This is a genomic window from Streptomyces sp. NPDC003393 (assembly GCF_053589015.1).
The window spans coordinates 69,968-96,919 of the sequence record NZ_JBSFRB010000035.1; the positions used below are offsets into that span (position 1 = coordinate 69,968).

The following is a 26,952-nucleotide window of genomic DNA, read 5'->3' on the forward strand; positions in this document are numbered from 1 at the left end:
GCTCGGGCGGGCCGCGTGAGCAGGGGAGCGCCGAGGCGCGAGCGGGGGCGAGTGGGCCTGGTCGTGTCCGTGGTCGTGGTGAGTGTCGTGGTCGTGGTCGTGGTGGGCGTGCGCTGGACGGGGGGAGCCGCGTGTGCGGGATGGGGGGCAGCAAATCCGGCGGGCGGAGAGACGGGAGCGCCGGCCTGCGATGCGGGCATGGCGGGCGTGCCCGGGTCGGAGGAAGGGGTCCGTGAGGTCGACGGGTTCCTCGGACCGGGGCCGGCCGAGAGGGCCGGCCGCCCCGGAACGTTCAGTCGGGTGGACGGCTGCCGCCGGGCCGGAGCGCCGGGCTGGACCGGTGAGGTCGTCCGGGTCGCGGGGGCGGGCTGGACCGGTGAGGTCGTCCGGGTCGCGGGGGCGCGCTGGACCGGTGAGGTCGTCCGGGTCGCGGGGGCGCGCTGGACCGGTGCTGTGGATCCGGTCGTGGGCGTTGTCCGGGACGGCGTCATCCGCTGGACCGCCCCGCCGGGACCGGACAGCGGAGCAGCCTGCGCAGCCGGGTGGCCGGTTGGATGTCCATGGGGGTTCTGCCGGGGCGCGGGGGACGGGCGAGGGGAGTGGAGTCGCTGGATCGTGGGGTCCGGTCGGGCCGGGGTACTCGGCTGCGCTGGTGGGATCGTTCCCGTTGCGGGGGGCGACGGGATCTGTGCGTTCGTTCTGGCCGAAGGACTCGGTCGGTTCGAAGAGGGGCTTGGCCGGGGCGACGCCGTCGGCTGAGCGGGCTGGGCCGGGCGAACCGGCGGGCTTTCGGCGGCGGGCCCTGCGGAGATCGGCGCCCCGAGGCCCAGGCGAGGGACCGGGCGGCGGGTGGCGCTTCGTTGAATAGACCGTGTCGGGGCGGCCGGAGCGGCGGCCGGCTCCTCGGCCGGACGACGTCCGGCCGAGGACCCGCTGCCGCTGCCGGAGTCCGTCGGTGTGGCTGGAGTTGTCCGAGCAGCCGATGTGTTTGCTGTGTTCACCGTGCGTGCGGAGCCGGTCGTGAGTGATGATGGTGCGCTCGCCGGTGGCCCCGGGGGAAGCGCGGCCCGCTGTACCTCGACGACGGGCTGCCCCAGGGAACCATCCCGACGGCGATCACCGGCCGATTCCGATGCCGGAGCGGGATGGCTGGACGTCGCCGCAGTGGGATCGCCGGACGTAGGGCCGTCGGGGACGATGGAACGCGACACGGCGGTGGTGGGGGCCGGACGGTCGGAGCGGGACACGTCTCCGGTCGACACGGCGTCCGCCGTACCGCCGACGGACCGGCCGGAAGGGGCGCGTCCGTCGGATCGGCCCGAAGGGTTGAGCCCGTCGGACCGGCCGGAGAGAACACCCGCGGCGGACTGGGCGGAAGGGCCGCCCTGGTCGGCGCGGCCGGTCATGGACCTCTGGACAGGAACGCGGCCCGCTGCCGGGCCGTCCACCGCAGGAGTGCCGGCTTCCGGTGGCCCGGCGACGGCGGTGGAGTCAGTCACCTCCGCCCCCAGGCCGACGGGGGCCGTGGCCGATGCCCGCGGTACGTCCGGCACGGCTTCGGCGCCGCGGGCCCGGCCGTCCGGGCCGTTGCCCGCCGGCGCCGTACCCGCCTGCTGTGCCGGCCCGCCCGCGCTGGGCGCGGACCTCGCTACGGAGGCCGACCCGCCCGCGGGCGTGGGATGCGGTCGGGCAGCCTGCAGCGTCCGCCGCTGCACCGCCGCCGGAAGGGTCCGCGCCTTCGTCAGAGTCCTCGGCGCGGGCGCCGGGCCGGACGGGACTGGTGTCACCCGGAGACCGGAGACAGACGGCCGTGGGGTCGCCGCGGGGGCGGACGGCAGTTGTGGCGACACGACGAACGTCTCGGGTCTGGTCACGCCGGACGCCCGTACCGGTGCGGTGGAAACCGGATCGTCCGGGATCCTCCGCTGGACCGATGCGGTCCGGCCGGAGGAAGGCCCGTTCTCCTGCGCCGCATTCGCGGCAGGTGTCCGGCCGGCGGCTCCTGGCGCGTCCGCGTCGTTCCGCACCGCCCTCGACGTCGCCGCGAACCCGGTGGTCGGCACGCGCGTCAGTGCCTCCGCGCTCGTCGCCTCCGGCGCGACCGCGGACAACGGGACCACCGGAGCCCGCTGCACCGTGGTGCCCGGCGTTTCCAGGCCCGCCAACGACAAAGTCCCCGCAGGGTGTTCGAGACCCGCTACGGAGTCTCCCGACCTGGGGTGTGTCGCGCGGCCGAGGACCGTGCTCGACCGCCCGTCCAGGACCGCGTAGGACTTCGCGCTCATGAACGATGGGTTCTGCCAGGTCGGCAGCCGCCCGCCGAACCCGGAGTCGGCCACTTCGACACGACCGGTGGTGGCCGCGGCGCGCTGGATGGGCGGCAGCCCCCGCCAGGAGGCGACGCCCACCGCCGGAGTACCAGCATCCGTGGGCCCGTCTGCCGGCGTGGTCCGCCGCGGCGACGATGCCGCGCCGTCAGCACCGTCGCCCGTTCGCCTGCGGAACCGGTCCAGGAAAGACACCGCTCAGCCCTCCGTCTCGGCCCGTGTCACCAGGGACGCGATCTGTTCGGTGTAGCGGCGGCGGTCGTGGTGTTCCAGATCTAGGATCTGCTCCAGGCTCCAGTGGAAGTGGTAGGCGACGTACGCGATCTCCTCGTGCAGTCGGTCGGTCGCGTACGTCACGATTCCCCCAGGCGGCTCCCGCCGAGTTCCACCTCGAACGGCTCTGCACAGTGCGGGCACTGGACGGTGGCGCGGGTGTGGCCCTCCGCGTTGATCTGGCGGTAGAAGTCCTGCAGGAAGGCCAGGTCGGAGGCGAACATGTTCTCCACGATTCCGTCGTGGACCATGGGGAGCGTGCCGAGGCGCGTGATGACCCGCCCGAGCAGCACCACCGACAGGAAGGCGGGGTTCTCCTGGACCCGCATGTCCCGCAGCGGGATGAGTTCGTCCCGAGCCGTGGACAGACGCATCAGGCCGTCCCGGTGGACAGTGCCCTGCTCGTCGACGTAGCCCCGGGGCAGCTGGAAAGGGAACTCCGTGCGCAGCCGCTCGGATTGCGGCGGTTGCGCCACCGCGGATGCAGGCGCGGTGTCCGGCGCCGGTGCCACCGCTTCCGCGGACGCGAAGGCGTCCGCACCGGAGTGGGTGGCGGCGCCGGCTCTGGCAGGCGTACGCCGCATTACTCGATGACCAGTTCTTCGAAGCAGATGGTGACGGTTTCGGTGAGCGGGGAGGCCTCGCCCGCCTTCAGCGGGCTGGCGTCGATCTTGCTGCACCAGGCGTTGCGCAGGTGGTAGCGCTTCACCGGGTTGTTCTGGTAGTCCATCGCGATGATCGAGGCGTTCTTGCGGGCCGTTGCCATCTGCCCGGTGATGGACTGGTTGATCCACTGGGTGAACGAGGCCGACTGGGTCATACCGCGAACGACCGTGCAGATCCCGTTCTTTTTCACCCCCGGCATGTTGACCGGTGTGTTGTGGCCGCTGGTCCCGCTGTTCTGCTGGTACGAGATGACGTCCTGCTCGATGGTGAGACCGCTGACCTCGGCGAGGTACTCGACCATCACCCCGTCGATCTGCAAACCGAAATTGTGTGAGGTGAGTGAATCACCCGGCTGGAGGCTCATGTGCTCGCTGTCCTTCTGGAAGTCACTTCAATGGGAATGGGAGACGAAGGCGGCCTACTCCTCCAACTCCCCGCTACCGCTGGAGAACTGGGCCAGTCGGAAGATCACGAACTCCGCGGGTTTGACCGGCGCGACACCGATCTCGCAGATGACCCGCCCGACGTCCACCGACTCCGGAGGGTTGGTCTCCTCGTCACACTTGACGTAGTAGGCCTCCTCGGGACGCTGGCCGAACAGGGCTCCGCTGCGCCACTCGTTGACGAGGAACGCCGAGATGTTCCGCCGGATACGGGCCCACAGAGCGTGGTCGTTCGGCTCGAACACCACCCACTGGGTGCCGATGAGGATCGACTCCTCCAGGTAGTTGAAGTACCGGCGAATGTTCAGGTAGCGCCAGGCCGGGTCGGAGGACAGGGTGCGCGCACCCCAGACCCGAATGCCGCGTCCCGGGAACGCGCGGATGCAGTTGATGCCGATCGGGTTGAGCAGGTCCTGCTCGCCGCGGGTGAGCTGTATCTCCAGGTCCACCGCTCCACGGACGACCTCGTTGGCCGGCGCCTTGTGGACACCGCGCTCGGAGTCGTTGCGGGCCCAGACGCCGGCGACGTGCCCACTCGGCGGGATCAGTCGCGACTGGCCGCTGGACGGGTCGAAGGTCTTGATCCAAGGGTAGTAAAGAGCCGCGTACTTGGAGTCGTAGCCCGCCGTTTCCTGACGCCAGACGCGGATCTGTCGGGCGTTCATACCCGGTGGTGGGTCGATGATCGCGACCCGGTCGCCCATGAGCTCGCAGTGCGCGATCAGGCCGAGCTGGACCGCCTTGACGGACTCCAGGTCGATCGCGCCGCGCTGGTAGGCGGCCATCAGGTCGGGCACCGCGACCATGGAAACCTCGTCCACGGCCTCCAGGCCGCCGAAGCCGGTGCGGTCCGCGGAGTCTCCAAGGTACTGGGCCGGGCCGGGATGTGAGTCCTCCCCCGTCCTCTCCGGTACGGAGGGCGCGGGTGCTGGAGCCTTCAGGACCACCGTCTGGTTGTCGGGGCGGACCAGTTGCGCGGCCGGTGCGGCCTCGGTGACGGTGATGAGCTTCGAGCGCTCCTTCACCTGGGTGACGACGTAGTTGCGGCTGCCCTTCTTGGCGGTCACGTCGAAGCTTTCGACGGTCTTGTCGCCGTCCTTGACGACCAGCTTGAACCGCTCGGCCGGACCGTCGCCCTCCGGGTCGGCGACCTCGATGCTGAGCGGGCCGCTGCTGCCGGGGGTCTTGGCCGTCACGGTGAACGTGCCGAGCTGTGCGGGCTCGGCCGCGGCCAGTTCGCCTTTGGCGGCGGAACCGTTCACGGCGGCCGGCGCCGAGCCGTTGACGGTGGCGGCCTCGGCGGAGCCGCCCACGCGGACGACGTAGGCCGCCGTGCCGCCGTTCTGGAAGAAGCCGTAGACGGAGTGGGCGAGGTGGTACCCGTCGGTGAACTCGCCGAAGGCCGTCACGTACTGGGTCCAGTTGGTCACCAGCGTCGGCTCGTTCAGCGGGCCGGTCGGGGCGAGCCCCACGAAGGCGGCGACCGACGTGCCGACGCCCTCGATGGGGCGCGAGCCACTGGCCACCTCCTCGACGTAGACGCCGGGCGACAAGTAGGACGGCATGCTCTGCTCTCCTCGGGGGTACGAGTCAGGTACCTCCGCAGCCTCACGCGCGCGGGAATCGGCTGGGAACGGTCTCAGGTGTCTGCCCGGGTGCAAGACGTGTGCACATAAGGGCAGTCGCGACCCCTCTTCCCTGTCCGAACAGATGCCCTCACGTCTCTCCGCACCACGAGGACCCCCGCGCGACACTGGGACGTCAGTGCCGGAGGGAGAGGGAGCGGCATGCGGGGGAGCTGACAGGTCGCCCACGGTGAGTCCGCCGGGACGGCCGACCGGGAACACCCCCACCGCGACGCGGCTCGGCTCCTGGGCCGCCGAACGGCGCGGATCCACGCCGGCCGTCCTGCGAAGACCCGGGAGACGATCACCGCCACTGTGTACGAGTCGATGGGCTAAGCGGTGTACGGCCAAAGCCGGTCGTCGGACATCGTGAAGTGACCCGGCGGCAGACGGTAAGAGAAGCGGCAAAGAGAAGCGTTGGCACCTACATGACCCTTTGGACCTCCCTGGAGCCCGCGTCCGCGACGGTGGGCCCCGGTGGCAGTACGACGGTGCGACTGCGGTTGCGCAACACCGGCGACGTGGTGGACGAGTACCTTTTCGAGCCGACGGGGCCGATCGCTCCCTGGACGAGGGTGGTGCCGCAGACCCTACGCCTGTATCCCGGGACGACGGGGACGGTGGAACTGACCTTCGAGCCGCCCAGAACACCCGACGCGACCGCGGGGCCGAACCCGTACGCGGTACGGATCACGCCGACAGAGCATCCGGAGGCCGTGACCGTCCCCGAAGGGAACCTGACCATCACGCCCTTCACGGAGGTGCGGGCCGAACTGGTGCCGCCCGCCGTGAAGGGCCGCTTCCGCGGGCGCCCCCGGCTGGCGGTCGACAACCTGGGCAACACCAAGCTCACCGCCTCGGTCAGCGGCAGCGACACCGGTGACCAGTTGTCGTTCGACATCCGTCCCAGCAATGTGCAGCTCGAGCCCGGCCGTGCCGCCTTCGTCAAGGCGACCCTGAGGCCCCGGCAGATCATCTGGTTCGGGTCGAAGGAGCAGCGGCCCTACGTCCTGTCCGTGCTCCGCTCCGGAGCCGAGCCCTTGCCCGTGGACGGCATGTACATCCAGCGCGGTTTCCTGCCCCGCTGGCTGGCCACCTTCTTCGGCGTGCTCCTCGCCCTGACCATCACCTTCGTCATGCTCTGGATCGCCTACGCACCACAGATCAGCTCAAAAACCGTCGAGAAGATCGCCGAGGCGGGCACCACCCTCGCGCCGTCCCGGCCGCCCACCCTCCCAGCCGCCCCGCCCCTCAGCTCCGCTTCTCCGCCCGGGCATTCCCCGGTCGAGCCGTCCCCGGCCGAATCACCGAAGGCTCACACCGCCGGTGGCGGTGGTGAGGGCGGTGAGTCCACCCCGCCGCCCGTCGTACCGGCGAAGAACATCCTGCTGCGCAACACCCACAGCCACAAGTGCGCCAACATCCCGTACTACGACGGAGGGCAGCCCAAGGATGCCGTCGACCAGTGGACCTGCGACGCTACCGATCAGGACAACCAGCTCTGGAACCTCGATGTGAAGGACAGGAACGGCGGTCCCGGCGGGCGTCCCCTCTTCCTTGTCGAGAACGCCAAGGCTCCCCACCTCTGTATGGACTTGGACGGCCTCGGTGCCCAACCGCACACGACACCGGTCCAGATCTACACCTGCGACGGTACGACCGCCAACAATCAGCTCTGGTGGCTCGACAAGCAGTCGAGCGGCGCCTACTGGATCCGCAACTACGCCAGCTCCAACCTGTGTCTGGACGTGAGCGGCCGCGCCGACGGCAGTGACGGCAAGGACGACACCGCGGAGGGTGAAAAGCTCACCATCTACGACTGCAGCAACGACGACGACCAGGAGTGGGAGATCGTCCGTCCTTCCCATGGCTGAAGCCGATCCGACAGACCCGGCTGGTGCGGTAGCGGCCCCGGCCCGCACCCCGACGTGACGGCCGGGCCATTACCAGGAGCCTTCGCCCGGCACCAGGCGGCCCGCCTTGCGGTACTCACGGCGAGCCCCCTCCGTGAGGTCGGCCGCGGTGACGACGTCGTCGCGGCCCGCGGCGAGGTATGCGGCGGTCACGACGGCACTGCGGATGGAGCCCCCCGCCAGCTCGAAGCCGGCTCCCAGCGGGCTCAGTTCGATTCCGTCCGCGCAGGGCACATGAGACAGACTGTGCTGCCACAGGGCGAGGCGCTGAGGAACGTCGGGGAACGGGAAGTCGACGACCAGGTCCAGACGCCGGGTGAAGGCCTCGTCGATGTTGGCGCGCAGGTTGGTGGTGAGCAGTGCGATGCCGTCGAAGGACTCCAGGCGCTGGAGCAGGTAGGCGCTTTCCAGGTTGGCGTACCGGTCGTGGGAGTCCTTGACCTCGGACCGCTTGCCGAACACAGCGTCGGCCTCGTCGAAGAGAAGTACGGCGTCGGTGCGGTCGGCCTCGGTGAAGATGCGCTCCAGGTTCTTCTCGGTCTCGCCGATGTACTTGTCGACCACCGAGGACAGCTGGACCACGTAGAGGTCCAGGCCCAGGTCCGCGGCGACGACCTCCGCCGACAGCGTCTTGCCGGTGCCCGACTCGCCGGCGAACAGGCCCAGGACGCCCCGGCCCCGGCCGCCGCCCGCGCTCAGGCGCCAGTCGCCGAGCACCCGGTCGCGGTGCCGGGCGCGCAGGGCGAGCTCGCGCAACTGGCTCAGCGCCCGTTCGGGCAGCACGAGGTCTGTCCAGTCGACGGCGGGCCGGATCCGCCGTGCGTGCTGTTCAAGGCCCGAGGCGGACTGCTGGCGGGCGGCGAGGCGCATATGAGTGGGGGAGAGCGGGGTGCCCTCGAAGGCGGCCAGGTCCCGGGCGGCGCGTGCGGCCCGCGCGATGTGGTCGTCGGGGAGATGGTACGGCGTGACGGTGGCGAGCAGATCGAAGGCGGGCTCCTCGTCCAGTGCCGCCGACCAGGCGTGCAGCGCACCGGCACGGCGCCTGGGCACCTCGAGGATCAGCGGGTCGATGCGGCACCACCGGGGGTCGTACGGGCGCGGCCCGGTGATCAGCACGGGGACGTCCACGGCCGCGGCCAGTTCCTGGAGCAGCGGCCCGGGGTCCTCCGGCAGCCCGGTGACGACGACCGCTCGACTGCTCAGCCGGGCCTCCCGCAGCAGCTCGGGCACGCAGGCCTGGGGACCCGAGAAGCGCAGGGCCGGGACCCCCGCGATGTTCAGGGCGGCGCAGGCACAGGCGAGACCGTCGCCCTCCCGGCCCTCACGGAGATAGGCGGTCAGCGAGGGACCGGCCGAGAGGCGGTCGGCCAGCCGGTGAGTGAAGCGGGTGAACTCCTCGCCCTGGTCCGGCAACCGGGGTGGCTCGGGCAGCGGATGGAGGTGTCCGGCGAGTGCGGTGTCGAGGGTGTCGTCGCCGAGGAGGTGGGCGACCAGCCGGTCGGGTACGCGCAGCGAGCGGCTGAGGAAGGGGCGTTCGGGTTCTTCCACGGTGAGCAGACCGAGTGCGCACAGCGGTGCCGTGGGGTGCAGCCGGGCCCGCGCCGCCGCCGAGTGGACGGGGATGCCGCACAGATCGAGGGCAACGGCGACGGTGGCCCGCCGTCGGCTGACGTCGTCATTGAGGTAGCCGTAGAGCGACTCGAAGGCACGGTCCAGATCAGGTGCGAGGGCGATCAGGAGGAAGGCGGAGTCCAGCTCGGTCAGCCCGAGGCGGGCGCACAACACGGCCAGGCGGTCGTCGGGCCGGTCGTCGGGCTCGGGCAGAACACGCCGTGGTGGCCCCGCCGGGCGCAGCAGATGCTGTACGGCCTCCTCCGACAGGTACAGGCCGCGCAACGGGTCGGCAGCCGTGGGGTCATCGGCGGAGCGCTGCTCCACCAGCAGGGCGACCCGGTTGCGCAGCACGGCCAGGCCGGCGAGCAGCGCACCGGCCGGGCCGGTCTCCGTCTCCGCTTCTTCGTACGCCGTTGTCATGCCGGCCGCCCCGCACCACCGCGCCCGGAGCGCTTCCGCCGGACCTCCTGGGCCACCGCCACCTGCCGGGGCCGGTGCGCGCGTTCCTCCGCCTCGGCGGAAGCGTCGCCCAGGGCGCGTGCGCGGACTGTCGCGCCCTCGGTGACGGGTGGGCCGGCGTCGTATTCGGGGGAGGCCGGAAAGGGCGCGGTGACCACCACGTCGAGGGACGGTTTGAGTTCACCGCCGAGCGCGGACCAGATCTCCGCGAGGGAACGGGACTCGGACTGGATGCCGGCCACTGACAGCGGCACGGTCAAGCCCTGCGCCCCGAGTGCGCCCGGGAGTTGGGACGGCAGCAGCAGCTCGCGGGGGAGCAGTGTGGTCAGTACGGCGGACAGCAGACGGTGTTCGTCCTGGGGCTGCTTGGTCCAGGCCGTCACGAGGTACGACAGCCGGAACCAGCGGGGCGGCTGGCGGCGTTTGACGACCACGTCCCGCTCGTCGGGCACGGCGAGGTGGCCGCGCTGCCGGCGGTGCACGTCCTCCCGGATGTCGTACAGGTAGGCGTTGATCGTGGGTGAGTTGCGGCGTACCGCCCAGTCGCGGGTGGGCGCGTCGAAGGTGACGTCGATACCGGAACCGGCCAGCGCGCCATCGCTGAGCAGGGTCTTGAGGACCTCGTCCACCTCGTGGATCAACGTCGTGCTCCGCCCTGCTGTCCTCGTTGTCCGGCTCTCACGGCCGTCGACCTCTCCGATCCTGCCCGCCACCGCGCCGTCCCCACAGGTACGACGGGGCAGAGCTTCCTGTCCCCAGGACGGGTTGGGCTTGTCCGTCCGGTCAGAAGTAGCCCTCCCTTATGGCGTACGCCACGGCATGCGCCCGGTTGCGCAGGTGCAGCCGGGTTGTCAGTCCTTGCACCACGTTCTTGATGGTTCGCTCGGAGTAGGACAGCTTGTCGGCGATCTCCGAGGTGTCGAGCCCTTCGGAGATCAGCCGCAGCACGTCCACTTCACGTGGCGTCAGGCCCGAGGAGGGCAGGCCGTGCCGGCCGGCCGCGTTGCGTTGCAGCGTGCCTACCTGGTTGAGGAGCCGGCCCAGCAGGTCGGCGGGCAGGTCGCCGTCACCGCGGGCGGCCGCGAGCACGGCCTGCACCAGTCGCTGCGCGGTGGCCTCGTGCCGCCACACGATCGCGCCCACTCCGCACTCGATCACCTCGAGGAACTCGGTCTCCCCCAGGGACCGGACGACGAGCACCGTCCGCGCGCCCTCGCTGCGCACCACTCTGCGCAGCTTCGTCATCGTGCTCTTGTCGAGCAGGTCCTCCACGAACAGCGCCACGGTGCCGGGACCCGACTCGGTCTCCTTCCTCACGTCGACCTCCGGGTACCGGCGCAGTTGGCCGAGAACTCCCTCGCGCAGGATCGGGTCCGGTGTGTGCACCACCACGGATGTCCGGTCCGCAGACCCTGCCGTACCGGCGCGGACGGTCCGCGATGAGCTGAGCAAGCCGTGTCCCCCATGTTCACGTGGCGTGCCACTCGTGAGAGGTCAGTGTCACGCGGGTACTCCTCATGTTCTTGTGGCGCAAGGGTCCCGCGCAATCTTGAGGCACCACGAACCCGACCACGAGATCGGCCGGAACAGAACCACGAAGGCCGTTCGGACGTAGGAAAGCCGGACGGTCGCCCGGCCGTCCGTTTTCCGTGGCCGCACAACCGAGCGCGATGCGTCCTCGGAAGGCATCAGGACCCATCAAGGAGGCAGGGATGTCCGCACTGCGGGGAGTACCGCTGCGCGAACACGAGAAGGCCATCGCATTGCTGACGGCCGGGGCTGCGCGGGCCCGGGCGGGCGCCGGTGGTCTGGTGCTGGTGCGTGGTGCCACGGGAACCGGGCGGACCACCGTCCTGGAGACCGCCGCCGAGGGCGCTGCCGCGAGCGGCATGCGGGTCCTGCGCGCCCGCTGTGCGCCGGGCGACGCCGAAGTGCCCTTTGCCGCCGTGTTCCGGCTGCTGGGCCTCGAAGCCGGGTGCGAGCCGTCCGGCCCGGCCGACGACGAGCGCGAGCAGGCCGCCCGGCTGTGGCAGGTCCTGTGTTCGTATGCCGAGGAGTCCCCGCTGTTGGTCGCCGTGGACGACGTCCATCTCGTCGACACCCCCTCGCACCGCTGGCTGGTGGAGTCGGCCCGGCGGATCGGCCGGTCAGATCTCCCGGTACTGCTGGCGGTCACCGAACGCAGTCAGTACGACGTGGACCCGCCGTCGCCGCACTTCACTCACACCCTCTCGCGCGCCTTGGTGCACACCCACACCCTCGTCCCGCTCACCGCGCGGGCGGCGGGCGCCGTGGTGCGTGCCCGGTTCCCCGGCGCGCCCCGCCCCTGGACCGAGGCGTGTGTACGGGCCTCGGCGGGCAGCCCGCTACTGCTGAACGCGCTGCTGGAGGACCTGGACAGTCTCGGCGATCCCGGCCGCGGGCCGGTGCCGGAGACGACCGCCGCACTGTACCCGGGCGCGTACCCGGCCGCAGTGTCCTGGTGGCTGGACAGCGCCGGGCCGGCAACGGCGGAGGTGGCACGGACGCTGGCCGTGCTGGACGAAGGATGGGAAGGCACGGAGGACGGGCCGGCGGGCAGCGCCGAGGAGTTGGGCGTGCTGCTCGCCGGGTTGACGGGTGCCGACCCGGGGCGCGTGACGGGCTGGCTCACCGCGACGACCGGCCTCGGCCTGCTGCGCAGGGAGCCCGGCGGCCGCCTCCGCTACGCTCATCCGCTGCTGCGGGACGCCGTCCTCGCCGGTGTACCCCCGGCCCGGCGCCGCGTCCTGCACCGGACCGCGGCCGAGGTGATGCTGCACGGTGGCGCCTGCGCCGATACGGTGGCCCGGCGGTTGCTGCTGTGCGGCCCGGTGGGTGAGGCCTGGACTCCCGGCGTGCTCCAGGCCGCCGCCTCGCTCGCCGTGCGCGACGGTCGCGTCGACGACGCCGTCGCCTTCCTGCGCCGGGCGCTCGAGGAGCCCCTGCCCGTCGAGCGTCGCCAGCGGCTGCTGACCGAGTTGGGCTCCTTGGACGCCGCGAGTCCCGGCTCCTCGTCCGGGATTTCCCGGCTCACCGAGGCGCTGCGGCTGCCGGCCGCCCCGCAGGACCGGGTGCGCGCGGCCGTCGCCCTCGGCACCGCGCTGGCCGGGCGCGGCGAGGCCCGTGCCGCCGTGGAGATGCTGCGCTCGCTGAGCGGGCAGTTCGACGACCGTCCCGATCTGCTGACCACGCTGCACAGCGCCTCAGCCCTGCTGTCCGACCGGGACCAGACGGTTCGCCGCGAGGTGTACGGGTGGCTGTGCGAGGCAGCCGAACACGCGCCGGAGCAGAGCGGCCCGGCCGTCCGCGTCCTGCTCGTGCGGTACGCGGCCACCGCCGGGCGCGCCTCGGCCGCGGAGGCGATGCGGCAGGTGCGCGAGCTCCTCGCCGAGCCGGCCGACCCGCTGACCGAGCCGTTCCTGTTGGGCGCCGCCGCCGCCGTCGCCCAGTGTGCCGACGAACTCGACGAGGCGGAACGGCTCGTGGAGCGTGGCCTGGCCGGTCAGCGACCCGACCTGCTCCACCCGACGCACGAGGCGCTGCTCAACACCCGGGCCGACATCGTGGCGGCACGCGGCGCGTATGTGCGGCTGACGGGCGAGCCACCCGTCCTGACGGACGCCGAGCCCAGCAATGTGCATGCCCATACTCTGATCGCCCTGGTGGAGCTGGGCCGCGCGGCCGAGGCGCGACGGTTCGCCGACGGCGTCGACCTTCGCAACGCACCCGACTCCTGGGGACTCAACCGGTTCCTGTACGCGCGGGGCGTGCAGCGCGCCGCCGCGGGCGACCCGGCGGGAGCGTTGCACGATTTCCTGGAGTGCGGCCGCCGGCAGAGTGCCCGCGAGGTGGTCAACCCGGTCGTCACCCCGTGGCGCACGGCCGCCGCCGAGTGCCGCCTCGCGCTCGGCGAACCCGAGGCGGCGCTCGCGCTGGCCGAGGAGGAGCTGCGACTGGCCCAGGTGTGGGGCACGCCCCGCACCGTGGGCCGCGCCCTGCGGGTGCTCGGTACGGTCACCGGCGGCCACAGGGGTCTGGAGTTGGCCGAGGAGGCCGTACGCCTGCTGCGCTCCGCGCCGCCCGTCACGGAGCCGGAGTTGGTCGCCGCGCTGGTCGTGCAGGGCCGGATGCTGATCACCGCGGGGGATCGCGGCCGGGCCCGGGAGTGCCTGCGCGAGGCGGCCGGGCGTGCGGAAGGCCTGGGCGTCGTGCGGTGGGGCACACTCGCCGAGGAGGCCCTGCGCGAGGGCGGCGCCCGCCGTATCGCCGCCCGCACGGGTGTCGGCTCCCTCACCGAAGGCGAGCTGCGTGTCGCCCGACTCGCCGCAGAGGGCCGCACCAACATGGAGATCGCCGACCGGCTGCACCTCGCCCGGCGCACCGTGGAGACCCATCTCACCAGCACCTACAAGAAGCTGGGGATACGGCGGCGCACGCAGCTCGGACAGACGCTGGGCCCGCGCTGATCGGCGGATCACCGCTGGCAAACCGGACAGTGTTCTGCGCGATCGTGTACGCGTTGACCGCCTCGTGTGCTTGGCGTCGCTTGCCCCCCGCTTCGGCGTGTGCCCGGCCACTGAGCACCCGGGCCACGTCGGTTGCCGCTGATCCGGCCTCGTTCTGATGCCTTCCGCCGGCAAAGGGGCGTCTCCTGCAGTGCTGTGCGACGTACCGCCTCCAACGCGCCGCCGCAGGCTGATGTCCGCCCATCGCAGCGACGGTCGCACGGCACCGTCTCACCGCAGCCGCCACGGCAGATCTGCGGCCGTCTCGACTTTCTCCGGAGGACGCCGGCGTGCCGTCCGGGAGCGCCGAGGTTCCAAGGGAAGCGGTGTCCGTGACAGGACGGCCCGAACACTGCCCTTTGGGGCAGGGATGTCGGGCTCGGGGAGCGGCGACGCCGTAGCGGTGGGTGCTTATTCTCGGATCGTGACGGAAGGCGCTCCCCGCACCCTCGAGGATCCGGTCGCGGACGAACAAGCGGATGACGCAGGTGGTGTGTTCAGTCAGCCTTCTCCGGATCGGGGCCGTTCGGATCAGCGTCGCCGTCGTGGCCCCGGCCCCTTCGCACTCATCGTCGCACCGGGTCTGGTCGCGGTGACCGCGGTGTCGGCGTTCATGGCCCTGAACGGCGGTCTCGGCCCCGCGCCGTCCGACGGGGCAGGCACCACGGGGACGGTGACGAGCAAGGTCGACGGCTCCTACGTCCCTTGGCTGCGCCGGGCGACCAGCGCTTGCCCGGTCTTCACGCCCGCGGTTCTCGCCGCCCAGATCGATCAGCTCTCCGGATGGAGCGACGACACCTCCAGTCTCTCGGAACAGGGCATCGCCCGTTTCACCCAGGCCCGGTGGAAGACATGGGGCCGGGACGACGACGGCAACGGGCGTTCCTCACCACGCGATCCCGTGGACGCGATCATGGCTCTGGGCCGGCAGGACTGCTCGCTCCTGCGGGAGGTGACAGCTCTCAGGACCCGCGGCACGGTCGACGGAGAGCTCGTCGACCTGACCCTCGCGGCCTACACCGCGGGCACCGACGCGGTGAGCCGGGCGGGCCGGGTGCCCGCCACAGCACGCCCCTTCCTCGACGCGGTCAAGGCCCGGCTCCCGCAGTACGAATCGCTCGTCCGGCAGAACCCCGAACCGAGCGGTGACCGGAGCACGTCGGCCATCCTGTCCCCTCCGGTCGGCACACTCACCCTCACCTCACCCTTCGGGTCACGGAAACACCCGCTCGTCGGAGTGACCAAGCTGCACACGGGGGTGGACTTCGGCGCGCCTGAAGGAGCGCAGGTGTCCGCAGCGCGCGAGGGCCGGGTGGAGTTCGCCGGAATGACCGCGGCGTACGGCAACCGCGTCGTGATCGACCACGGAACCATCGAGGGCAAACGGTTGCAGACGACATACAGCCACCTCTCGGCTATCCAGGTGACCCAGGGCCAGTCGGTGTCGAGGGGCTCCCCCATCGGACACGTCGGTTCCACCGGCCTGTCCACAGGCCCCCACCTGCACTTCGAGGTCCTCCTGGACGGGCAGTACCTCGACCCCGTCCCCTGGCTCACCGTGGCCGACTGATCAGTCACCCGACAGCGGTCGCCGTGTGCGTCGGCGTGCAACACCCGGTCGACGACCGGAAGCGGCGGGTGGGACAGTACCGCCCGGCCCGTTGCGGTGCGTTGTCGGAGGCAATCCACGCTGTGTCAGCTTTCGCTTGACCGTGGACAGTTGCTCGACGACCTTCGGTGCATCCCTCGAACCGCCATCCCGGACCGCGGAAGACGGCGAGCGTGTTCTGCCGACCGGGCGGGAGGCGGAGCACCTCAGCCTTGATCACGAGCTGTTCCTCCTCTACGGCTGCGACCTGAGGTTGTTCGTCCTGTTGCTGCTGGTTGGGTTGTGCTAGGGGGCCTTGGCTGAGGTGGGGTGGGGCGGAGTTGGATCGGGTGCGGCCGTTTGCCGGGGTGTGTGTTTGTGGGGAGGCGGTCGGTGTGGTGTCTCCTGCCCAGGACTGCCGGCGGCGGTCGTTCGACGCGCGCTGTATTGCGGCGGTGACGGCTTTGTTTCCTGCTTTGGCTTGCAAGGAGGCGAGGGTCGACTGAGGCTCTGGATGATGGCGCCGCGCTGGATCGGCAGCGTCCGCGTTACGTGCTTGCGCTGTGCGCGGGCGATCCAACACGGAGAAAAAGGTCACCTCGGCGTAAAATACCTAATGTGGACACATCGGGTGACTTCCGAAATGAATAAAACATGGCGGAGTTTATTGCCTTGTCGATCGAGTTTGGTCTTCCATTACCTCGAATTTAACCTTCAACTGGCCTGAGATTCCTGAACGTTTATCCAGTGCTGCGCGGTGGCGCGAATTCAACTGCCGGCCGAAGGCGTCGGCGACGCCATACAAGCCGCACAACACGTCAGCCGAGGTCCGCGTCGACGTCTGTCGTCACCACGGTGTCCGCCGCAGCATGGACACGTTCGATCGAGCTACGACGATGCTCTTGCCGAGTCGTCCTGCCAGGGCCTCGAGCGGGAGTTGATCCCATGCACGCATGGCGCTGAACGTCGAAGACGCGAACACACCTGGAGCGTGCCGCCAACCCCCTACTACCTTCGTCACCGAAGGCACTCCGTTCTCGGCGCGACCACCTGGCGTGCCAGAGATGGAACGAAGGCACCTTCGTCCGCGAGTTCCCCAGTCACCGGTCGGCCCGCTATCCCCCCGACGGCAAGTGCGTAGTGTCCGACTTCGTAAGATCCCCGCATGTCACAGGATGAGACAGAAGAGATCAGGGACGGTCGGCTCCCGACAGGTACACCGACCGACCTCGCATCCGCGGTGCGCACGTGCCTCGCGCCGCTGAAGTTAGAACACGTTTTCGGCGACGCGGTCGGGTATGTCCTGCACGGCACGGGACCGGAGGTCCTGACCGCGCTGGAAGCCCTGCCATCCACGCAGGGCGGCATGATGGTGTCCAAGGGCGGCAGCTGGCCGGACGACCGTGTCGCCGCCGTCGCGGATCTGCAGCCGGGATGGAGTCCAAAGGCCGCTGATGCCGCCCGGCTCGTCGTCTACGGTGACGCATCGGCCGACGTCCTCGCCCGGTTCGGGCATGTGCTGGGCGCGATCCGCACCCCGCACCGGATGGGTCGCACCACGTGGCTCACCACGCTGACCGACGACGTGGTGAGAGCCACCACGTCCGAGGAGTCGCGCGCGCGATGGACCCCCCACCTCGTGTGCGAAGTCGCCCGCGCCGGAGGTGCGCCCGGCCGCACGCCCGTGCACGCGACGCTGGAGACGCTGCTGAACATCGGTCCCGGCGCCCACGGGAGCCTCCAGCACTTCCTCCTTCAGACCGACGCCGCCGACACGTTCCTTGCCCGGCACGCCGATGTCCTCGCCGAGATCGTCACCTCGGCACGATCCGGCAACCGCAGCTTCGCGGTGCTCCGGTGCGCGCGCAACGTCGAGCGGCATGCCGAACTCCTCGCCGCACTGGCCGTCGACGAGGACTGCCACGTGCGGGCCGAGGCGCTCGCCGTGCTGGCCTGGCTGGACGGGTCCCGGCAGGTGGAACTGCTGCGCCCGCATCTGCGGATCGCGCCACCGGACCGGCTCGCCGGGGTCCTGGGGCGCCTGGCCGACCTCGACGGCGGCCCCGCGGCGATCGAGTACGCACGGACAGCACCGGAAGGACAACCGCTCGATGTGGAGCGTGCGGAGTTGCTGCGCCGGACGGCCGACCGAGTGTCTCTCGCAAAGGAACCGGGCGCCGTCGTCCCCGTCCCGTCGGCCGAGTGGCCGGCTGACGCCGACCTCCGGGCGGAGCTGGGCACCCGATCTGCCGCCGCCCGCCTGGAGGGGGATCACTTCTGGCCCGGCATCGAGCGGTGGCTGATGCGGGTATCCGATGTCCGCATAGTCCGGGACGCGCTGCGACAGGCCGGGATGACCGACGCCGACCGCCGGGTCGCGGCGCTCCTGACATCCCGGACGACCGGTGCGGGGGGCCGGAAGATCGGGGCCTTCCTGACGGCGGAGGAGGCGAGGCGGTGGTGGCCGCTGTTCGCCGAGCGGCCGGATCTGGCCGACGAGTACCTGGACGGCAGCGACTCCAAGAAACACCCCGACGATGTCCCCGTCGACACGACCCACATGATGTTGCAGATCCTCGAGTGCTTCCCGGAGGCTCCGAAGACGCTGCTCCCGCGCCTGACGTCGCTCGCGCTCGGTACGTCACGGCACCGCCTGGCGGCGCGACGGGTGCTCGGCGACCATCGCGCCGCCCGGGCCGCCGCTCGGGTGGCGCTGGACGGCGCCGAGGCGCTGGCGCGCGCGTCGGCGGCGGAGTGGCTCGCCGGACTGGGAGAACCGGGTATCGTGCCGCCGATACCCGGCTGGGAGTTCGGTGAAGGAGTGCTGTCCCCAGCCGTCCGGGCCTTGCCCGCCGCAACGCTCTGGTGGCTCGACCGCTTCAGGGAGCAGGCCCTGGAACGCGGCGTTCCGGCGCCGGACGTGAATCGGTGGCTCGGGCTCGCACGCCCGATGCTGCGTACCGCTCCCGACGGGAACGGACCGGTGATGGGCAGGCTCGGCGGGCCACTGATGCTCCCACCCGACGTCCCGACCCCCGCCGACAGCTTCGAGGAGATGGGCGAGGAATACCAGCTGGAGCACCAGCTCATCGTGACGCTCGATCTTTCCACCATCCCGGATGGGGCGACCGACCTCCCGCTCCCGCTGGACGGCTCGCTGCTCCTCTTCGCCAACGCCGATCTGGAACCCTGGCCCGCGGGCGGCGCCGTGTACGTCCCGGCAGGCGTGCCGGTCGAGGAGCGGGAGTACTCCCCCGACTATGAAGTCTACGAGTACAACACCCCGGAGGATCTTGACGCAGAGTTGCGCGAAGTCGGCGACCTGCGGCTCGTGCCTGGAGTGTCGTTGCCGACCACACCGCCCGACCAGGAGGTGCTTGCCCGCCACCCCTACGCGGAAACCCTGCGGGAGGTCTGGTCCGACCAGACCGACGGCGGTGGCGAGTGGCAACTCGGCGGCCACGCCGCCAACTTCGACGACTACGGCGACCCGGTGGCCGCCTCCGCGTACCTAGAGGAGGATGAACGCTTCTCGGCCCCCGACGACTGGGTTCTGCTCGCACAGTGGACAGCGGGGTTCCCCATGGCGTTCCTGTACTGGACCATCACCCGCCAGGATCTTGCTGCGCTCCGCTTCGACCGGGTGGCCGTCCAGATGCATGCCAATCCTTGAGTTACTGAGGTTGGAGGCGTGGTGTCGTTGGGGTGAGGCAGCCGTCGATGAGGTCGCTGCGGTACTGGAGCTTTTGGAGGCCGCGGCACAGTACTCGGATGAGGTGCTCAGGGTCGGTGAAAGCAGTGTTGGCCTGGCAGCTGCGTTGCAGCAGTGACCAGATGCCCAGCGGATCCGAGGCGACCATGCGGTCGACGACTGCACCGGGGTACGCGGGAAAAACCACCGGCCTGGGCTCCGCGGCGGACCACGCCCCGGCCACCCCGGTCGGGGCCACACCATGGCCCCGACCATGAGGCCGACCACGCCCCCAGCTGCGCCGTACAGAGCCCCGGTCATGCCTGGTGAGCGTGATCGGCAGGTGTCCGAGTCGACAGCAAAATCGAACACGCGATCTAATGCGGGTGTGGATGCGACCGACTTCCCTGCCGACCTGGTGCAGACGCAGTACGCCTTCAACGCCGCCTATGAGGCGCTCGCCGCGTCCTGTGCCCGTGATACCGCCGGCCTGCGGCGTCGTCTGCTGCGGCTGTCCGTACGGCTGTGGTGGCACCCCTACTGGGCGACCGTCCCCTCGGTGCCGGCGGCGCGCACCGAGTTGCGGCAACTGGCCCGCGCGGGGGAGCCGTCGGGACCGCGTGACGCAGGCACGGGGGAGTGGAGAAGGGGGTCGGTCGGGCGGTGTGGTCCGTAGGCTGGAGGTGCTCGGGGCTGGGAAGCAGCAGCGGCAGCGCGGGCGCCAGCGGTGGTGGGGGTGGCAGCGTGTACTACACCAACTGCTCCGAAGCGCGCGCTGCGGGGGCCGCGCCGATCCACCGTGGCGAGCCTGGGTACGCCTCCCGTCTCGACGGCGACGGCGTCGACTGCGACAGCTGACACAACAGCGCCCGCCACGAGGGGGGATGCGTGGCGGGCGCTACAGCCAGTGTGGCTGCTTCGGTGGGCACCCCAGCCGACCGCTCCCGCACTGCGACCGAATGGGTGACGCGACACCGTCCATCAGGCCGGCGATGCCCCGCTCCGAGGGCCCAAGATCAGCACCGTGACCAGTGACATATCCAGGTTGCCGGATCGGTGTTCTTCACGGCGGGCTTCACCGTCCTTGCCTCCGGCGTGCTCGCCGCCGTGGCGGGATGGCCGCCGGGAGGGAATGAGGAGACCGGAGCGAGGCAGGGGTCGAGCGACCGGGAGCCGGAGGTAAGAAGCTTCTCCTCCCGGGCGCTCACCTCCGAGGGAATCTGTAGTCTTCAGGAGACGGTCTCGATGGACATGTCGGAACGAGACATTATAAACGACTATGATGTTATACGGGGCATCATAAAGTCATCATTCTCTGATTCCTATCTTGACTTCGTCTCCAAACCAGACGTGCTGTTCGATCAAACGCCAGTCGCCTTGATCGTCAGCGACCGTGAAATGCGTGCGTGGCGCGTCAACGCGGCGTTCCGCGCGCTGCTTGACCTTCCGGACGAGGTGGTCATCGGCCGCCGTCCTTCGGAGGTCGACAGGGGCTTGGACGCAGCCTTGCTCGAACGCACCTACGCCGAGCAGGTGATAGGCAGGGGAGTTCCCGTAATCGACGCGCACCTGGAGTGGACCGTGGCAGGCAAGTGCCGGGTCCTCTCCTGGTCGGCGCACCCGGTCATGGAGAACGGCCAGGTGCAGGGGGCCCTGTGCTCGTTCGCGGACATCACCGGCCAGGCAACATCGCTCCGGCAGGCTCATGACCTGCTCGAACGAGCCGGTCACCAGATCGGGACCACGCTCGATATCCACCGCACGGCCGCAGAGCTCGTCGACCTGGCCGTGCCCGGCCTCGCCGACCGCGTCACCGTCGGCCTGCTCGAGCAGGTGCTGCAGGGCGAAACCCTTCCCCGCCCCGGCTCAGGCGCCCTGCAGTTCCGCCGGGTGGCGGTGAACGACGCTACAACCAAGGACAAGGTCGGCTACACAGTGGGCGACCTGATCACCGCGCCGCTCACCAGCCCGACCACTTCGGCGGTCTGGCGGGGGGAGCCCCTCCTGGCGCGGAACCGGGCCGAGATGGGCAGACGGTTCACCCATGTGCCCGGCTATGCGGACGCCCTGCTCGCCCGGGGGGTGCACACGGCCATGGCGGTGCCGCTGATCGCCCGGGGCGTCACTCTGGGGGTGGTCTCATTCGCCCGGGCCGAGCACCCGGAGCCCTACGGTGAGGCCGATGTGCGGCTGGCCAGCGACCTGGCCGCCCTTGCGGCGGTGCACATCGACAACGCCCGCCAGTACGCGTACGAGCGCCACACGGCCGTCACCCTGCAGCGCAGCCTGCTGCCGCGGTGCATCCCGCGGGTGCCGGGACTGCAGGTCGCCTACCGCTACCAGCCCGCGAGCCGGACCGCCGAGGTGGGCGGCGACTGGTTCGACGTCATCCCGCTGAACGCTGGCCAGGTGGCCCTCACCGTCGGCGACGTGACCGGCCACAACATCCACGCCGCGGCGATCATGGGCCAGCTCCGCACCACCACCGCCGCTTTGGCCCGCCTCGGGCATCCCCCGGAGGAGATCATGGCCCAGCTCGACCAGGTGGTCGCCGGGGACGGCGAGGAGACCGGCGCCACCTGCCTGTACGCCGTGTATGACCCGGCGTCCCGGCGTTGCCGCCTCACCAGCGCCGGGCACCTTCCCCCCGCGCTGCGACACCCCGACGGCAGCACCGAATTCCCCGACACCCTGGGCGGGACGATGCTCGGCGCGGGCCCCAGCCACTACCCGGCCATCGACATCGAACTTTCCCCGGGCAGCGTGCTGGCCCTCTACACCGACGGGCTCATCGAACACCCCGGCCAGGACATCACCACCGGCATGTCCCGGCTCGCCCGTACCCTGGCCGCCGGCCCGGCACGATCGCTGGACGAACTGTGCGACAGCGTGCTCGCCGGCCCCGACGCCCGGGACGACATCGCCCTGCTGCTCGCCCGCACCACCACCGAAACAGCCCGCTACTGAGCTTGTTGACGCGTTGTCGTCGTGCTGAGTCTGGTTTCGGTGAGGCATCCGTCGATGAGGTTGTTGCGGTATTGGACCTGACGGAGGCCGTGCCGGAGGGTGCGGATCAGGTGGCCTGGGTCGGCGAAGGCGGTGTTGTTCTGGCTGCTGCGTCGCAGCAGTGACCAGATGCCCTCGACGGGGGTTGAGGCCGGGTGCGTAGGCCGGCAGAAAATAGCAGGTGATCCAGTCGTGGGCGTCGATGAACGCTCTCAGCCGGGCGTCCTTGTGCACGTTCAGATTGTCCCAGACGAGCACGATGGGGGCACCGAGTTGCCGGTGGGCGGCGATGAGCAGGTCGCGGTAGTCGGTCCAGGTGAAACTGCGTCTGCCGCCCCGCTTGTGATCGACATGCTGCACGTTCGCCTGACTTGTAGCAGGCCATGGCGGCGATGGAGAAGCGGCGCTGGGAGCGTCCCCGCACCCGGATGGCGGGTGTGTGTCCGCGCCGGGCCCAGGTGCGGGTGGTCGGCGGCGTCATCGAGAAGCCGGCTTCGTCTTCGAAGCACAGCCAGGCCCCGAGCGCCCCCACCGTGTTTCCACGCGGGGCCAGGTCTCCTTCACCCAGCCGGTGGCGGCTTCCTCGTTGCGCTCCAGAGCGCGGCGGGCGGGAACCTGGTGGCTGAAGCCGTGCCGGTGCAGCATCTGCGCGATGGCCGAGAGGGTCATACTCTTGTGGAACCGGCGCCCGATCAGCGTCTTGATCCGCGCCAGCGTCCAGGTCTGGTCCGGCCAGCCATGCGCGACCGGGCCCTTGGCCAGCTCCTGTTCCGGTACCGCGAACAGCTTCTCGTTCAGTTTGGGCAGCGACACCGGCCCACGGACCACCGAACGCAAGTTCCCGCACATTGTCGCCGGGGCATTCGGCGTGTGTGCTCATGCCTCGCTCGGTTCGAGGTGTTGCTCGGTCCAGACGGTCTTGCCGTCCGGGGTGTAGCGGCTGCCCCAGCGATGGGCCAGCTGGGCGATGAGGAAGAGGCCCCGGCCGCCTTCGTCGGCCAGGCGGGCCCGGCGCAGGTGGGGCTGCGACTGGCTGTGGTCGGAGACCTCGCAGACCAGCCGGTGGCCCTTGGCCAGGCGGAGGCCGATCGGGCCGCTGGCGTAGCGGATGGCGTTGGTGACCAGTTCACTGACGATCAGTTCGGTGGTGAAGGCCATATCCTCCAGGCTCCATTGTGCCAGCTGGTCCGAGACCAGGGTGCGGGCCCGCGACACCAGGCGGGGGTCGGCGGACAGCTGCCAGAACGCCGTATCAGAGGGTGACACCCGTTCGACGCGGGCGAGGAGCAGCGCGAGGTCGTCGTTGCGGGGTTCTGCGCGCAGGCGGGACACGAGGCGCTCCGTGATGTCCGTCAGAGGCTGGTCGGTGTGCGCGCCGTCCCGCGCGCTTTCGCACAGGTACTTCGGGTCCGCCCCGGCAGGTCCGCTCAGCGGCCCGCTGTGGAAGGCGAGGACGTCGCCCGGTTGCAGGAACAGTGTGGTCGTCTCGAAGGGCTCACTGCCTTCGCCCAGAGCCGGAACGGGCTGGAGGGACACCTTGTCCACGGTCCCCGTGTGCCTGCGGGCCAGCACGGGGCCCGGATGGCCGGCGGCTGCGACCAGGCACTCTCCGGTGACCGGGTCGTAGGTGGCGTACAGACACGATGCTCCTCGCAGTGACCCGGCGATCTCGATGCCTTGGTGGGTGTCGTCCTCGCCGATGCGGGTCACCAGATCGTCCAGGTGGCTGAGGAGTTCCTCGGGCGGTGGATCCAGATCCGCCAGTGTCTGCACCGCCGAGCGCAGCCGGCCCATCGCACCGGCGGCGTGCACTCCGTGCCCGGGAACCCTGCCGACCACGAAGGCCGTGCGGACGCCGGACAGCCGGATCACGTCGTACCAGGTGCCGCCGGTACCGGCGGCGGTGCTCGCCGGAACGTATGCCCCTGAGGTCTGCGCCGCCACCATCTCCACCACAGGGGGTGGCAGCAGGCTGCGCTGGAGTGTTTCGGTGATGCGCCGCTCCCGGGTGTAGCGCCGGGCGTTGTCCAGGCTCAGGGCGGCGCGTGAGCCGATCTCCTCGATCAGGGGGACGTCGGCGTCGGTGAACGGCGCCCTGCCCGTGGTGCGCCACAAGCCCAGTACTCCGAGTACGTGCCCCCGGGCGAACAGCGGAACGAACAGGGCGGAGACGGCCGGAGAGGGCCACAACAGCCGACGCCGTTCGGTGTCCAGCTCCAGCCCTTCACAGTGGGCGGCCAGGTCGGACGCCAGGACCGTGCCGCCTTCGCGTAGATTGCCGATCTCCGGCTCGCGGGCACACACCGTCTCGCCCTGCTGGTAGGTGTCCGCCGGCCACACACCGTCCGACGAGGCCACCGCGACGCGGCTCAGGAGCGTTCCAGGCAGAAGCCTGGCGGAGTCACCGCCTTCGAGTACCGGCTCGGCCAGATCCACACACGCCAGATCCGCGAATCCGGGCACCAGGACCCCGGTCAGCACCTCGGCGTTGCGTGTCATGTCGAGGGACTGACCCAGCCGTGCCGCTGCGGCATGCAACAGACCCAGCCGTCGCTGGGTGGCGTGATGCTCGGTGACGTCGGTGAAGACCGAGGCCACCCCGATCGGACCGCCTTGCGGGTCCTCGAGTCGGAACACCGACAGCTCCATCACCCGCTCCCGCTCGGGTTGGGTGCGCCACCTGAACGAGTGCTCCCAGTCGATCAACGGTTCACCGGTCTTCAGAACTCGTCGCATCTGTTCGCTGAACGCCGCGGCGTCCTCGGGCACGAGGACGTCCTCCGGCCGCAGATCGATCGGTTCGTCCTCGCCTCGGGGCATGTCGAGACGGGGGAGTGGTGGTTCGAAATTCATCCGTCGGGCCACCAGATCGGTGTCGTGGACCGCGAGGCCGACCCGGCCCTGGGAGAACAGGGCCCGGACCAGTGCCTGGTCCTCCATCCGGCGTCGGCTGTCGGCGCAGGGAACAGCGAAGACCAGGCGGCGGGGGACGGCCCCGGCGGGCAGCGGCACCACTTCCACGTCCACCGCGACCGAGGCCCCGTCCCGGTGTCGCAGAGGCACGCTGAACTCCAGGCAGCCGGCGCGATCGAACTGCTGTTCCCAGGACCCAGGGCGGGCAGTCAGAGCCCTCATCGGCCGCCCGCGGACCTCCTCTGCCGACCAGCCGAGCAGATCTCGAACAGTGGCCGTGCACTGCACCACGATGCCGCGCTCGTCCAGCATGAACACGACGGGCCCGCCAGACGGGTGGTCGGCCTCCTGAAACTGCACGTCGGACTCACCCCACTGCCTCACTCCGCGCACCGACGCTCTTCCCGCCATTCAACCCGAGCCCTCTTCGCCACGCCCGACGGCGACACTCCGTACCCGTCCCGCCGGCACGAAGTGCATGTTGTTCAGCGCAACAATTGACCGGGCGATCATGTTCGCCGTGACCAGCCGGACCGGCGAGTCGGCGCCGGCGCCCGTGCCCGCAAGGGTGAGCAGAGGATGGCCGGCGCCGGCCATGTTTGCTCGGCGTCTCCCGGAAGAAGTGGCGCACCCACTACGCCCGCAACCCACTGAGTCACCGGAAGCGGTGGCGTACCCGGCAGGCTGTCCACCGTGCTCTTCATCGACCCCGGAACGGTTCACCCACTGATGAGATCAGCTCCTGAGCCAGGTCCACGGCAACCCGCGAGCGGGGTAAGGGCGTCTTTCATCCGGCTCCACCAAGACGCAAAGGGACGGGGACGGAATGTCGGATCGCCTGTTGGTGAGCGCAATCTGCGGCGTCGGCGGAATCGTCACACTTGGCTTCTACCTGCGCAACGTCGCGTACCTGTGGCGGTTGTGGCGTCATGGCGTACGCACCTCGGGGGTCGTGATCGGCAACAAGGCCCATGAAATGAGTTCGGGCACCGAGTGGCAACCGGTCATCGCCTTCCGCGACCAGCAGGGACGCCGGCTGGAGATCGAGCCGGTCGTTCGTATCGACGAGAGAATGACGCAGGGTCGCGTAGTACCCGTGGTCTACCTCGCACACAATCCGGAAGTCATGCATGTCTGCACGCGCAGGCACCTCGTACGGCCGCTGTTGAGCTACTGGCTCGTGCTGGTGGTAGGACTGTGGTTCTCGGGCCTTGCTCTGGCTGTGGCGACGGGAATGGTCCACGTCACCAGTTCCTGAACCGGCGAGGGCGGACCGAACCCGGCCGCCCCAGAGGGATATGCCACTTCCTTCAGAACGCAGACATCTCTGGGACGACGGCCGATGAGTTCGACCCTCCGGGATGCCGCCGTGACCACGACGGCATCCCGGAGGCCGGGCGAACGCCCGTTGTTCTGTCTACCTTGCGGCCGGCAGGGCGTTGTTGCGGATGACGTCGGCGTACCAGTGGGCGCTGGTCTTGGGGATGCGGCGCTGGGTGGCGTAGTCGACGTAGACGGCGCCGAAGCGCTTGGAGTAGCCGTAGGACCACTCGAAGTTGTCCAGCAGGGACCACAGGAAGTATCCGCGCACGTCGGCTCCGTCGGCGACGGCGCGGTGCACGGCCTGGAGGTGGGAGTGGAGGTAGGCGATGCGCTGGGGGTCGTTGACCCGGCCCTCGGGGGAGACGTAGTCGTCGAAGGCGGCGCCGTTCTCGGTGACCATCAGCGGCAGGTTCGGGTGCGAGGCCGCCAGGCCGGTCAGCAGGGTGTGCAGGCCGTCGGCGTCGATGGCCCAGTTCATCGCGGTCAGGTTGTCGTTGGCGAGGTGGAAGGCGACGTCCTCGCAGCCGGTCCAGGGGGTGTGGTCGCTGGCGCCGTGGCCGTCGTTCTTGGTGGACGCGTCCGTCT

General features: G+C 70.3%; 18 protein-coding genes and 2 pseudogenes. 8 read left to right on the forward strand and 12 right to left on the reverse strand.

All coding sequences use genetic code 11. The features are described 5' to 3' along the window. Nucleotides 1–2,525 precede the first annotated feature (2,525 nt). Genes ACWDUZ_RS28145 through ACWDUZ_RS28160 form a run of 4 tightly spaced genes read right to left on the reverse strand, consistent with a single transcriptional unit; the run spans nt 2,526 to nt 5,274 of the window. A complete protein-coding gene (locus ACWDUZ_RS28145; RefSeq protein WP_451634592.1) occupies nt 2,526–2,684 on the reverse strand; it encodes a DUF6760 family protein in 159 nt (52 codons plus the stop codon). Then, the gene (locus ACWDUZ_RS28150) at nt 2,681–3,184 is read right to left on the reverse strand and encodes a hypothetical protein (RefSeq protein ID WP_451634593.1); all 504 of its coding nucleotides are present in this window, start codon (nt 3,182–3,184) and stop codon (nt 2,681–2,683) included. Before ACWDUZ_RS28150 ends, ACWDUZ_RS28145 begins: the two co-directional genes overlap by 4 nt. Next, nucleotides 3,184–3,630, reverse strand: coding sequence for a phage tail protein (locus ACWDUZ_RS28155; RefSeq protein ID WP_451634594.1), 447 nt, complete (start codon nt 3,628–3,630; stop codon nt 3,184–3,186). The genes ACWDUZ_RS28150 and ACWDUZ_RS28155 overlap by 1 nt, the downstream gene beginning before the upstream one ends. A gap of 54 nt (nt 3,631–3,684) precedes the next feature. Continuing rightward, the gene (locus tag ACWDUZ_RS28160; protein WP_451634595.1) at nt 3,685–5,274 is read right to left on the reverse strand and encodes a phage tail sheath subtilisin-like domain-containing protein; all 1,590 of its coding nucleotides are present in this window, start codon (nt 5,272–5,274) and stop codon (nt 3,685–3,687) included. A gap of 488 nt (nt 5,275–5,762) precedes the next feature. Here ACWDUZ_RS28160 and ACWDUZ_RS28165 point away from each other — a divergent pair, with 488 nt between their 5' ends. After that, entirely contained in the window at nt 5,763–7,208 is a 1,446-nt protein-coding gene (locus tag ACWDUZ_RS28165) for an RICIN domain-containing protein (RefSeq protein WP_451634596.1), read from the forward strand. 69 nt (nt 7,209–7,277) lie between these two features. Here the strand turns inward: ACWDUZ_RS28165 and ACWDUZ_RS28170 are convergent, their stop codons facing one another. The 3 genes from ACWDUZ_RS28170 to ACWDUZ_RS28180 all read right to left on the reverse strand — a co-directional run bounded on the left by ACWDUZ_RS28170 (nt 7,278) and on the right by ACWDUZ_RS28180 (nt 10,712). Next, nucleotides 7,278–9,281 (reverse strand): ATP-binding protein, encoded by a 2,004-nt coding sequence (locus tag ACWDUZ_RS28170; protein ID WP_451634597.1) that lies wholly within the window; start codon nt 9,279–9,281, stop codon nt 7,278–7,280. Continuing rightward, nucleotides 9,278–9,961 carry a DUF4255 domain-containing protein gene (locus ACWDUZ_RS28175; protein ID WP_451634598.1) on the reverse strand — a complete coding sequence of 228 codons (684 nt, stop codon included), beginning with the start codon at nt 9,959–9,961 and terminating at the stop codon, nt 9,278–9,280. Before ACWDUZ_RS28175 ends, ACWDUZ_RS28170 begins: the two co-directional genes overlap by 4 nt. A 142-nt stretch (nt 9,962–10,103) precedes the next feature. After that, nucleotides 10,104–10,712 carry a response regulator transcription factor gene (locus tag ACWDUZ_RS28180; RefSeq protein ID WP_451634599.1) on the reverse strand — a complete coding sequence of 203 codons (609 nt, stop codon included), beginning with the start codon at nt 10,710–10,712 and terminating at the stop codon, nt 10,104–10,106. A gap of 320 nt (nt 10,713–11,032) precedes the next feature. Here ACWDUZ_RS28180 and ACWDUZ_RS28185 point away from each other — a divergent pair, with 320 nt between their 5' ends. The 3 genes from ACWDUZ_RS28185 (at nt 11,033) to ACWDUZ_RS28195 (ending at nt 19,107) form a co-directional block, all read left to right on the forward strand. After that, nucleotides 11,033–13,807, forward strand: coding sequence for a LuxR C-terminal-related transcriptional regulator (locus ACWDUZ_RS28185; protein WP_451634600.1), 2,775 nt, complete (start codon nt 11,033–11,035; stop codon nt 13,805–13,807). A 622-nt stretch (nt 13,808–14,429) separates the two neighbouring features. Then, a complete protein-coding gene (locus ACWDUZ_RS28190; protein ID WP_451634614.1) occupies nt 14,430–15,416 on the forward strand; it encodes a M23 family metallopeptidase in 987 nt (328 codons plus the stop codon). 1,183 nt (nt 15,417–16,599) lie between these two features. Next, the gene (locus ACWDUZ_RS28195; protein WP_451634601.1) at nt 16,600–19,107 is read left to right on the forward strand and encodes a DUF1963 domain-containing protein; all 2,508 of its coding nucleotides are present in this window, start codon (nt 16,600–16,602) and stop codon (nt 19,105–19,107) included. 1 nt (nt 19,108) lies between these two features. On the opposite strand, the pseudogene ACWDUZ_RS28200 reads toward ACWDUZ_RS28195, so the two are convergent. After that, nucleotides 19,109–19,273 (reverse strand): annotated as a pseudogene (locus ACWDUZ_RS28200) (IS630 family transposase); the annotation flags it as partial. Nucleotides 19,274–19,513: 240 nt separating this feature from the next. Between ACWDUZ_RS28200 and ACWDUZ_RS28205 the strand changes: the two are divergent. From ACWDUZ_RS28205 to ACWDUZ_RS28215, 3 genes are all read left to right on the forward strand, one after another. Then, nucleotides 19,514–19,801, forward strand: coding sequence for a hypothetical protein (locus tag ACWDUZ_RS28205; RefSeq protein WP_451634602.1), 288 nt, complete (start codon nt 19,514–19,516; stop codon nt 19,799–19,801). 68 nt (nt 19,802–19,869) lie between these two features. Beyond that, nucleotides 19,870–19,983, forward strand: a complete 114-nt coding sequence (locus ACWDUZ_RS28210; RefSeq protein ID WP_451634603.1) for an excalibur calcium-binding domain-containing protein — start codon at nt 19,870–19,872, stop codon at nt 19,981–19,983. A gap of 198 nt (nt 19,984–20,181) precedes the next feature. Further along, nucleotides 20,182–22,092: a SpoIIE family protein phosphatase gene (locus ACWDUZ_RS28215; RefSeq protein WP_451634604.1), complete on the forward strand. Its 1,911-nt coding sequence runs from the start codon at nt 20,182–20,184 to the stop codon at nt 22,090–22,092. Here ACWDUZ_RS28215 and ACWDUZ_RS28220 read toward each other — a convergent pair. From ACWDUZ_RS28220 to ACWDUZ_RS28230, 3 genes and pseudogenes are all read right to left on the reverse strand, one after another. Further along, nucleotides 22,086–22,953, reverse strand: a pseudogene (locus ACWDUZ_RS28220) (IS630 family transposase); the annotation flags it as partial. The gene ACWDUZ_RS28215 and the pseudogene ACWDUZ_RS28220 sit on opposite strands and share 7 nt — an antisense overlap. A gap of 54 nt (nt 22,954–23,007) precedes the next feature. Then, entirely contained in the window at nt 23,008–25,404 is a 2,397-nt protein-coding gene (locus ACWDUZ_RS28225) for a SpoIIE family protein phosphatase (protein WP_451634605.1), read from the reverse strand. Nucleotides 25,405–25,455: 51 nt separating this feature from the next. Further along, nucleotides 25,456–25,641, reverse strand: a complete 186-nt coding sequence (locus ACWDUZ_RS28230) for a hypothetical protein (RefSeq protein ID WP_451634606.1) — start codon at nt 25,639–25,641, stop codon at nt 25,456–25,458. A gap of 229 nt (nt 25,642–25,870) precedes the next feature. Between ACWDUZ_RS28230 and ACWDUZ_RS28235 the strand changes: the two genes are divergently transcribed. Then, entirely contained in the window at nt 25,871–26,302 is a 432-nt protein-coding gene (locus ACWDUZ_RS28235) for a DUF3592 domain-containing protein (protein ID WP_451634607.1), read from the forward strand. 159 nt (nt 26,303–26,461) lie between these two features. On the opposite strand, the gene ACWDUZ_RS28240 is transcribed toward ACWDUZ_RS28235, so the two are convergent. Next, a partial coding sequence (locus ACWDUZ_RS28240) for a family 1 glycosylhydrolase (protein ID WP_451634608.1) occupies nt 26,462–26,952 on the reverse strand: 491 nt, incomplete at its 5' end.